Genomic DNA, 9,884 nt, shown 5'->3' on the forward strand with positions numbered 1-9,884 from the left:
CGCGCCGCCTCGCCGTCGCGGTCGCCGAGCACGACGCGCGCCCCGTTCGCGCAGAAGACCCTGGCGATCTCCAGGCCGATCCCTTGAGCGGCCCCTGTGACCACCGCACCGCGTCCTTCGAGCATGGCCGTCCTCCCGTTGTGCCTGCGACCTGTCGTGTCGCGGCGTGCGAACCAGCGGACTTGCGGGATCAGACTACTGATGCCTTGTCAGGAGAAGGCGGGTGGCGCATAGTGCATGATCGAGTCAAGTATCTGAGGAGTCGCCATGCCCACGTATGGACCCGAGACCACCACCGACGAGGTCATCGCCGGGATCGACCTGTCCGGGCGTACCGCCGTCGTCACCGGCGCCACCTCCGGGCTCGGGCTGGAGACCGCCCGCGTGTTGGCGGGCGCGGGCGCGCACGTCGTGCTGACCGCGCGGGACGAGGCCAAGGGCGCCGAGGCGGTCGCCGCGGACGCGGGGCCCGGGCGGTCGGTGGAGGCGGGCGTACTCGACCTGACCTCGTTGGCGTCCGTACGGGCGTTCGCCGCCTGGCTGCTGGACCGGCACGAACGCGTCGACCTGCTCGTCAACAACGCGGGCGTGATGGCAACGCCCATGGGGCGCACGGCGGATGGCTTCGAGCTCCAGTTCGGGACGAACCATCTCGGGCACTTCCTGCTGACCAATCTGCTCGTGCCGGCACTGCTGCGCGGGGCGCCCGCGCGCGTGGTCAACCTCAGCTCGGGGGGCCACCTCGCGAGCGACATCCTGTGGGACGACCCGAACTTCGAGAGCACCGAGTACCAGCCGTGGAAGGCGTACGGCCAGTCCAAGACGGCCAACGTGCTCTTCACCGTCGAACTCGACCGCAGGCTCGCCGCGCGCGGCGTGCGGTCCTACGCGGTGCACCCCGGCATGATCCGCACCAACCTCGGCCGCTACATGAACAAGGAGCAGGGCGCGTCCTTGCAGGCGAAGATCACGCGCGCCGACATGCCCGCGATGAAGTCCATTCCGGCGGGCGCGGCGACCCAGGTGTGGGCCGCGACCGCGCCCGAACTCGCGGACCAGGGCGGCGTGTACACCGAGGACTGCGGCATCAGCACCAAGCACGCGCCGTGGGCGCGCGACCCGGAGTCCGCGGTGCGGCTGTGGACGCTGTCGGAGAAACTGGTCGGCGAGAAGTTCCCGTTGGGCTGATCGAGGCGCGGGGAGTGCCGCGGGGGAAGCGCCGACAGGCACCACCGTGACCTGTGCCGCGGCGCTCCGCTGCGAACGACCGCCGCGGTCAACTGCGGTGAACAACCGCCGCGACAAAGAGAGATGGGCCCGCAGACGGGGGGAATGTCTGCGGGCCCACCCCATGCCGGCGGCGCGCTGGGGGGAGGTGCGCGCCTGCCGGTTCACCCGCTCGTCGGCGCAGCCGACAGCGGGGGTTCGGCACCCGGGCGATGGTCCGCCCGCTTCGGAGATCCTACGCACCCACGATGCCCGACAGGTGGCCCCTGCCGCTGGCAGACCGGTGTTTTCGGGCCGTACGAGGTCCTCCGCACGGGCCATGGCGTGCTGGTCTGGCGCATCCCGTCCCGCGGCACGCCGCCTCTGTACCATGCGGCGGTTCACCCGGAAGTGGACCGGCGCCGGGGCGTGCGCGCGGTCGCGCCGGGCGCCCGACGTCTGTTGCCGGGCCGCGCGTGGCGGCCATGTGGACCGACCCGTTCGCCGGCCCGTTCGCGGGCCCCGTCGAGGACGTGTCGGCTCATCCCTTGGTGGACCAGTCCACGGATTGGCCCAGGCCACCGGACCACGATTGGCCCTTTGATCTTGCCTCTGGCAGGCCAAGACTGGGTGCGACCGAGGGCGGGAGCGAGCCGATCCGGAGTATCAGCCCGTCACCCCGGCCGGAGGATCGCACGCGGCCCGCGCCGCGTACCGCCTCCAGCGCCGCGGCCCCGCGAAGTCCTCGGTCGACGTGGTGGGGAGGTACGGAAAGTGGAGTACGCGGCAACTGGTCTGCTCATAGCCTTCTTTGCGGTCGCGGTGGTGCTCGGCCCGCTCTTCGGCTCGGACTCGCGCGACGGCCGCGACTGGCGGCCCACCGGTCCGCGTCCGGAGCGCAAGCGTCCCGGCGTGGTCGAACGGGCGCGCCGCCAGGTGGCTCTTTGGGACGCCTACCTGACGGCCAATCAGCCCTGGCATGAGCCGGAGTCGCCGCACGACGACGCGCCGCTGCGCGACCAGGGGCCGCTGCGCTGGCGCCAGGTCGGCGGCGAATGGCTGCTCGAAGGCGACACGCCACCCGAAATGCCCGCCGAGACGGCCCGCGCACGCGACACTGGATCCGTCGCCGGGACCGCGACCGGATCCGCAACCGGCCCCGCCGACGACATCGACGGCGTCGGGAGCACCGACAGCCCGGACGGCATCGACGACGTCGACGGCGATCTCGACGACGGGCGCGGCCTGCGCGTCGGTCCGCCGCACGACGGGTCCTGACCCACAGGTGCGATCCGTCTCCGACAAACTCCTGCCCGGTGACTGCCGGCCGGCCTCCAACCCCTGTCGGCCGCTGGTCACCGGGCAGGTCCCTGTCCGCCCCGCGTAGCGGAGAGCGCCCACCACGCGATCCCGCGCGGTGCGACTTCGTGTCGAGCATGTCCCGCGGTGACCAGGGCGATGCGCACGCCGAGCAGGGCGACCCCAAGTTGCGCACGACTTGTGGCGCAATGACAAGTCGCGCAATCCCGCGTGCGCAATCCCGCGCAGTGCGCCCGCAAGCAGTGGCCACCCCGAGCAGCGCGATCCGCGCAGCGGCGAGCCCGAGCAGCGCGGTCCCCGAACAGCGTCGGCCCAGGCGAGTTCGTATGAGGGCGTGCCGGAGGGCGCGCCGCCCGCCCAGCCCGCCGTACGGCCGTCGGCGTGGCGTGCGAAACCGGCGCAATCGCCCACCTGCACGCACCCCGGCCGTCGATCGGGTGATCTCCGCGCCGCGGGCTCTCCCGGACGTGAGCGCACAGCGCTACCATCCGCGCGTACGACCGACCGGGCACACGTGAGCTGCGACGCCGTCCGGTTCCGGACGCAGCCCACGGGGGGTCCCCAACACCATGGTCGAACGGGTTCGCAAGCGGTCCGCGCTCCTCGCCGCCGCGCTGCTGCTGGCCGCCGCCGCACCCGCCGCGGCGGCATCCTGGCCGCCGCCGGACACCGCCCCCCGCACGGCCCCCGCCGCCGACGCGCGGCCCGCGCTGCTGCCGACCGCCTCGACCACCGAGCAGACCGTCGAGATCACGCAGGCCGGCTACAACAGCGTGACGGTGCCGGGCGACGCCGTCGCGGTGTCCGTGTCGCTGTACGGCACGGCCGACGTCCTGGCCGGGAAGCCCGGCTCGGTCGCCACCGGCAAGGCCACCGTGAGTCCGTCCGGAAAGCTGCGCCCGGGACAGGTCGTCATGGTCGCCATCGACCCGGTTTCCACCACCTTCTGGGGCAGTTCCACCGAACCGTGGCTGTCCGCGGCGAGTGGCACCACGGGCGTCACCTATCCGCCCGACACGCAGGTGTTCCCCGACGCGGCGACGCAGCCCGGCGCGAACGGAGGTGCGGCGCGGGCGGTCCTGGTCTTCACGATCCCGGCCGGGGACATCGGCGACCTGCCCCCCGGCGCCGACTTCGGCCCCGTCAACGCGCCGGGGGCGGTGATCCGCAACATCCCCTTCACCAGCGACGGGGCGGCGCCGCTCAGCCTGACCTCGATCGTCGCCACGCCGCCGTTCGCGGTGGAGAACACCGGGACGAGTTGCGCCGCCAACACCCGTGTCCCGGTCGGGGGGCGGTGCAGCATCGCGGTGCAGGTCGCCGTGACGGCGCGGGGCCCCCTGACCGGGACGCTGACGATCACCGGCAACATGCCGGGCGGCACCCGTACGGTTACGCTCACCGCGGTCGGGATCACCATCCCGGGCCCGCCCGGCACCCTGACCGCGGCGCCGGGGGACGGCGAGGCGGTGCTGTCGTGGATGCCGCCGGCGGATGACGGCGGCAGTCCGGTGACGGGGTATCAGGTCTACCGCGCGGGCGGCCCGCAGCCGACGCCCGCGCTGCTCACTACGGTGAGCCCGGCGACGCTGGTGTACACGGACAAGGGGCTGACGCTGGACACGGCGTACATCTACCAGGTGCGGGCGGTGAACGCGGTCGGCAACTCGGAGGCGAGCCCGGGCGCGACGGTGACCCCGGCGAAGGGGCTGGCGGTGACGACCACGGTCCTGCCCCCGGCGCTGGTCGGGCAGCCGTACACGGCCACGCTCCAGGCCGAGGGCGGCACCGAGCCGTACCGCTGGTCCGCGGAGTCCCTGCCGCCGGGGTTCACGCTCGACCCGCTCACCGGAACGCTCACCGGCACCGCCACCGAGCCCGGCGACCACGCCTTCACGATCCGCGTCGCCGACACCTCCACCCCCGCCCGTGAAGCCGAGGGCCAATTGGCCCTCTCCGTCCAGCCGGCACCCCCGAGCGACCCCACCGCCACCGCCACACCACCGAACGCGCAGGCCGCTCGCACCCCCAGCACCGCAGGCGGCGGCTCCGACAACGGCCCGGGAATGGCGGTATGGGCCTGGGCCCTCCTGGGAGCGGTGGGTTTGATCGCGGCCGGAGTAGCGGTAAAGCGCCTGCGGGCCCGCCGCTGAAGCCCACGCGGTGAGGCGGCACGCGGAAGGTGTCGCGAAGTCGTCCGCACGCGCGCACGACATCCGCAGGCTCGGACGCGCGAGACCGCGCACACGGCGCGACACCGCGCAGACCGTGCGACACGGGGCGACGCCATGCGACAAGGGGCGATACCGCGCGACACGGGCGGCATCTGCGTCCTGTTGCGCGACTCTCTCCTCGCGCACCGACTCGCCGCGCGTGCGCTGCGGAGCGCTCACCGCGCGTGGGCGCGAGTCCGGGTGCGTGTGTGGCGATTCGCGGTGCTCGCGAGTCGTCGTCTCGCCAACCGGCGGCCTACGTACTGGCCGCACCACGTCGTGGCCTCGCGCTGCGTCGCCCAGCGGAGCGCTTACGCGGCGCGAAGGAGACTGCACGTCGTGTCGCGCGGTTTTCTGCTCGCAGCCCCGCCCATCCGCCGCCGAACGCAGCCCGCCCCAGATCGGCCGAACCCCGCCTGCGGATCTCCCGACGTGCCCCCGGGCGGAGCGTTCGTAAGGCGGTTCGTCCCCTTCGTCGCGCCTTCCGCTCCGTCCCGCAGGAGCCTCGTTCGGCAAGCCCGCGGGGCAGGGTTGGCGTTCGGATCGAAGTGGGCGTACTAGGGTCTACTGTTCGCCCAATCCTGTACGAGGAGCCAGCTCGATGCCTCTGCCCGCACCCGGGCGGCAGCCGCACGGTGTCGCCCGTGACGCCGACGGTCCCGAAGCGTCCGCCGAACCCGCCGACCCGCCGGAGGCGTCGGCGCTCGACGCCAAGCAGCGCGAGATCGAGGCGGAGCAGCGCCACATCGACCGTGCGTACGTCCGCCTGGAGGCCATGCGCGGCGAAGCCCGTGCGCTCGTGCGCGAGGGCTACAAGCAGGCGCAGGTCGGCACCGTCGGCTCGCTGGTCGAGCGCGACACCATGGTGTTCCGCGCCGAGCTGTGGGCCCGCACGCTGGACGCCGCCGACGACGGGCTCGTCTTCGGCCGCCTCGACCGCGGCGACGCCGAGGTGTGGCACATCGGCCGCATCGGGGTGCGCGACGAGCACAGCGAGATCCTCGTGGTCGACTGGCGTGCCCCGGCCGCCGAGGCGTTCTACCAGGCCACGCCCGAGGACCCGCGCGGCGTCGTGCGCCGGCGCGTCCTGCACTGCCGCGGCCACAAGGTGGTCGACATCGAGGACGACCTGCTCGACCCCGACGCCGCACCCGACGACCTCGTCGTGGTCGGCGACGGCGCGTTCCTCGCGGCGCTGAGCCGGACGCGCGACGGCAGCATGCGCGACATCGTGGCCACGATCCAGCAGGAGCAGGACGACGCCATTCGCGCCCCCGCCGACGGCTCGGTCATCGTGCGCGGCGGCCCCGGAACCGGCAAGACCGCGGTCGCGCTGCACCGGGTGGCGTACCTGCTGTTCCGGCACCGGCAGCGCTTCGGGTCGCGCGGCGTGCTCGTGGTCGGCCCCAACCCGCGGTTCACCGCGTACATCGAACGCGTGCTGCCGTCGCTCGGCGAGGGCGGCGCGGTCCTGCACTCGCTGGGCGACATGGTGGACGGCATCACCGCCGCGTACCACGACACCGCCGCCGTGGCCCGCCTCAAGGGCTCGACGGCCATACTGCCGCTGCTGCGGCGTGCGGTGGACGCCACGCCGCCCGGCGCCCCGCACGAGCTGCGCGTGCGGCACCGCGGGACCGAAGTCGTGCTCGACGCGGGCGCGTTGCGGCGAATCCGGCGCGATCTGCTGCACCGGGCCCGCCGCGGGCCGAACGGCCAGCGCGTCGCGGCGGCGAAGACCGTGCTCGCGGAGCTGTGGTCGCGGCTCGCGTCCCGTGGCGCGGCCCGCGGCGAGAAGGACGCGTTCCTCGAAGACGTCGCGGCGCGCGACGAGTTCGCGGTCTTCCTGAACACGTGGTGGCCGCTGGTCCGGCCGGTCGACATCCTGCGCGGCCTCGCCGACCCGGCACGTGTCGACCGGGCCGCGCGTGGCCGCCTCACCCGGGACCAGGTGACGCTGCTGGCGCATTCCTGGGAACGCACCGCCCGCACCGGCGAGGTGTCCTTCCTCGACGTCGCGCTTCTCGACGAACTCGACGGCCTGGTGGGCCCCTTGCCCCGGCAGCGCCCGCGCACGCCCGGTGCGCCCGACGAGGACAACCCCTACGTCGTCGACGGCTACGACATCTTCACGGGGGAGAGCGTGCGTTCGTCGGCGCCGGCCGACGAGATCAGCGAAGTGACCACGTACGCCGACCGCATGGCCCGTTCCGGGCGCGGCCGCCGCGACGAGGACGAAGAGCCGGACGAGTACGCGCACATCGTCGTGGACGAGGCGCAGGACCTCGCGCCGATGCAGTGGCGGATGCTCAAGCGCCGTGGCCGGCACGCGACCTGGACCGTCGTGGAGGACCCGGCGCAGAGTGCGTGGGAGGACCTGGACGCTTCGGCCGCCGCCATGGCGGACGCGCTCGGGGACCGGCGCCGTCACGAGTTCGTGCTGACGACGAACTACCGCAACCCCGCCGAGATCGCCGCGGTGGCGGCCCGGGTGCTGCGGCGCGCGGTGCCGGGGGCGACGCCGTCCCGGGCGGTGCGCACCGGCGGCGAGCGACCGACACTGCTCGCCGCGGCCGACCTGCCCGCGGCCGTACGCGCCGCCGCGGCCCGGCTCGCCGACGAGGTCGAGGGGACCGTCGGCGTCGTCACCCCGGTCGGCGAGACCACGCCGATCTCGGACGCCCTCGCCGAACTGCCGCCCCGCGTCCAGGTGATGGACGCGCTGGACGCGAAGGGCCTGGAGTTCGACGCCGCGGTCATCGTCGACCCCAAGCACATCGCCGACCAGTCCCCGAGCGGCCTGCGCACCCTGTACGTCGCCCTCACCCGCGCCACCCGCTCCCTCGTCGTCGTCACCGGCGACGGGGAGGCGGAGCGAGCATGGGCGGAAGACCTGACGGGCCTGGGGTCGTCGCCGGAGTAGCCGCGAAACGGCCGAGGGGGCCGGAGAATGGGGCAGCACGCAGCACGCAGCACGCAGCTCGCAGCAAACGGCCCCGAGCTACCGCCGCATGGTGCGCGACGGCCGCTCGGGGCCGGACAGCTCGGGCGTGACCCGCTCAGGCGTGAACGTGCTCGGACGGGAGCCGATTACCTGAGCTTGCCCGTCAGCTTCCCCTTGTCGGCACGCACGATGATGCACTGGAGCGTGCGGTCGTTGTTCTCCCAGCTCTCCGGCGTGGGCGTGTAGTAACTGAAGGACAGGTCGTCGGCGTTGGTCTGCCGGTCGATGATCGGGCCGACCATGTCCTCGCACTTCGCCTCGGCGGTCGAGTCGAAGGTCGGCGAGTCGGGCTGCGGGCTTTCGGGCAGGGTGGCGACGCCGCCGACTTCGCCGGAGTGCGAGCCGGAGCACGAGGTCTTGGTGATCTCGCCGCGCGAGTCCAGGTCGACGCACTCGCCCTTCGACAGCTTGACGGCCTCGACCTCGTTGCCGGTGTCCGTCGCCGTCGGACGCTTCGTGCCGGTTTCCGTCGGACGCTTCGTGCCGGTGGGCAGGTTGCTCGGCATGTCCGGCATGTCGATGTCCGGGATGTCGATCTTCGGGATCGAGAAGGTCGGCGCCGGGGGCGGGGTCAGCGACTTGTCTTTGTCGTCGTCGTTGCAGCCGACCAGCATTGCCATGGCGATGACCCCGGAGGCGGCCACGGCGGTTGCGCGAATCGCGGACTTGCGAGGGGAGCGGAAAGCACGCATAGGGGGACGAAAACCTCTCGTGGTGGAGTGGACCCGCACGAGTCTGGTGCCGCCCCCTACCCCAGGTCAGAGGGAGGCAACCCTTGATTTTTGCCAGTGCCTGTGGGATGCCACGCGCTCAAGCGGTGCCTCCGCACCGCGAGCCTTCGCCGTGGCTACAAGTGCTTTGTATCACAACTTTCCTGACGGTGTATCAATCGTGTAGCAGAAGAAACGGATCTGCTGTGCAGTCGAGCCCGACCGCACCTCGCCCTCCCCGCCCCGATGCCCCGTGCGCCAACCCCATTGGACACCAGGGCGGGTATGGACCGCGTCAGTAGCGGCTGCCCTCGGGGGCCGGGAGGGCGTCCAGGTCGGCCAAGTCCGCGGCGGACAGCGTGACATCGGCCGCTCCCGCGTTGTCGGCGAGGTACTTCGGCGTCTTGGTGCCGGGAATCGGGACGACGTACTCGCCCTGCGCGCGGACCCACGCGAGCGCGATCTGCGCCGGGGTGGCGCCGAGGCGGTCGGCGATCGCGCGTACGGCGGCGACGAGGGCCTGGTTCGCGGCGATGGTGTCGGCCTGGAAGCGCGGCAGGCCGCGGCGCCAGTCGCCTTCCGGCAGGTCGTCCACGGTGGCGAAGTTCCCGGTCAGGAACCCGCGTCCGAGCGGCGAGAAGGGCAGGAAGGCGATGCCCTGCGCGGTGCAGTACGGCACGACCTCGGCGAGCGCGTCCCGCGTCCACAACGAGAGTTCGCTCTGCACCGAGGCCACCGGGTGCACGGCCTGGGCGCGCCTGATCTCGTCGACGGAGACCTCCGACAGCCCGATCCGCAGCGCCTTGCCCGCCGCCACGGCCTCCGCGAGTGCGCCCCACGTCTCCTCGATCGGCACCTCGGGGTCCACACGGTGGAGCTGGTAGAGGTCGACGTGGTCGGTGCCGAGGCGGCGCAGGCTCGCGTCGATCGAGCGCCGGACGTGCTCGGGTTTGCCGTTGAAGCGCATGCCGCCCATGCCGGCCTTGCGCTCGCCCTCCGGCTTGAGCGCCAGGCCGACCTTGGTCGCCAGGACCACGCGGTCGCGGATCCCGGCGAGGCCGCGTCCGACCAACTCCTCGTTGGTGTAAGGGCCGTACACGTCGGCGGTGTCGATCAGCGTCACCCCCAGGTCGACGGCCCGGTGCAGCACGTCGATCGAGGTCGCGTCGTCGCGCCCGGCGGGGTCGTACGCGTGCGTCATGCCCATGCAGCCGAGTCCGATGACGCCGACGGCCGGGCCGCCGCTTCCGAGCGTGGTGGTCTTCATGCGGTGCTCCTCGGGTCGCGCGGGTTGCGGTACGCGGCCCAGCCTCCCCCTTCGAGCGCACTCGAAGTCAAGCACCCCACTGGAGCATCCGCCCGAATGCCGCCTCACCCGCCCGCGGCGGCACGGGTGTCACGCAGGTGGTGGCGGGGGGGGGGGGGGCCCCC

7 protein-coding genes are annotated in these 9,884 nt (G+C 73.0%); 4 read left to right on the forward strand and 3 right to left on the reverse strand.

Annotation, left to right across the window (positions count from 1 at the left end):
* A partial coding sequence (locus ACRX5S_RS09600; protein ID WP_436772750.1) for an SDR family NAD(P)-dependent oxidoreductase occupies positions 1-125 on the reverse strand: 125 nt, incomplete at its 3' end.
* A 142-nt stretch (positions 126-267) separates the two neighbouring features.
* Here ACRX5S_RS09600 and ACRX5S_RS09605 point away from each other — a divergent pair.
* The 4 genes from ACRX5S_RS09605 (at position 268) to ACRX5S_RS09620 (ending at position 7,662) form a co-directional block, all read left to right on the forward strand.
* The gene (locus tag ACRX5S_RS09605; RefSeq protein ID WP_436772396.1) at positions 268-1,188 is read left to right on the forward strand and encodes an SDR family NAD(P)-dependent oxidoreductase; all 921 of its coding nucleotides are present in this window, start codon (positions 268-270) and stop codon (positions 1,186-1,188) included.
* Positions 1,189-1,980: 792 nt separating this feature from the next.
* Positions 1,981-2,484: a hypothetical protein gene (locus ACRX5S_RS09610; protein WP_436772397.1), complete on the forward strand. Its 504-nt coding sequence runs from the start codon at positions 1,981-1,983 to the stop codon at positions 2,482-2,484.
* Positions 2,485-3,095: 611 nt separating this feature from the next.
* Positions 3,096-4,679 (forward strand): fibronectin type III domain-containing protein, encoded by a 1,584-nt coding sequence (locus ACRX5S_RS09615; RefSeq protein WP_436772398.1) that lies wholly within the window; start codon positions 3,096-3,098, stop codon positions 4,677-4,679.
* Between the two features lie 661 nt (positions 4,680-5,340).
* Positions 5,341-7,662: a HelD family protein gene (locus ACRX5S_RS09620; protein WP_436772399.1), complete on the forward strand. Its 2,322-nt coding sequence runs from the start codon at positions 5,341-5,343 to the stop codon at positions 7,660-7,662.
* A 167-nt stretch (positions 7,663-7,829) separates the two neighbouring features.
* On the opposite strand, the gene ACRX5S_RS09625 is transcribed toward ACRX5S_RS09620, so the two are convergent.
* Positions 7,830-8,435 (reverse strand): septum formation family protein, encoded by a 606-nt coding sequence (locus tag ACRX5S_RS09625; protein WP_436772400.1) that lies wholly within the window; start codon positions 8,433-8,435, stop codon positions 7,830-7,832.
* 313 nt (positions 8,436-8,748) lie between these two features.
* Complete coding sequence (locus ACRX5S_RS09630; protein ID WP_436772401.1) at positions 8,749-9,720, reverse strand: aldo/keto reductase; 972 nt, start codon at positions 9,718-9,720, stop codon at positions 8,749-8,751.
* Positions 9,721-9,884: the final 164 nt, after the last annotated feature.

It is taken from the genome of Yinghuangia sp. YIM S09857 (assembly GCF_051388915.1).
Classification (GTDB): domain Bacteria; phylum Actinomycetota; class Actinomycetes; order Streptomycetales; family Streptomycetaceae; genus Yinghuangia.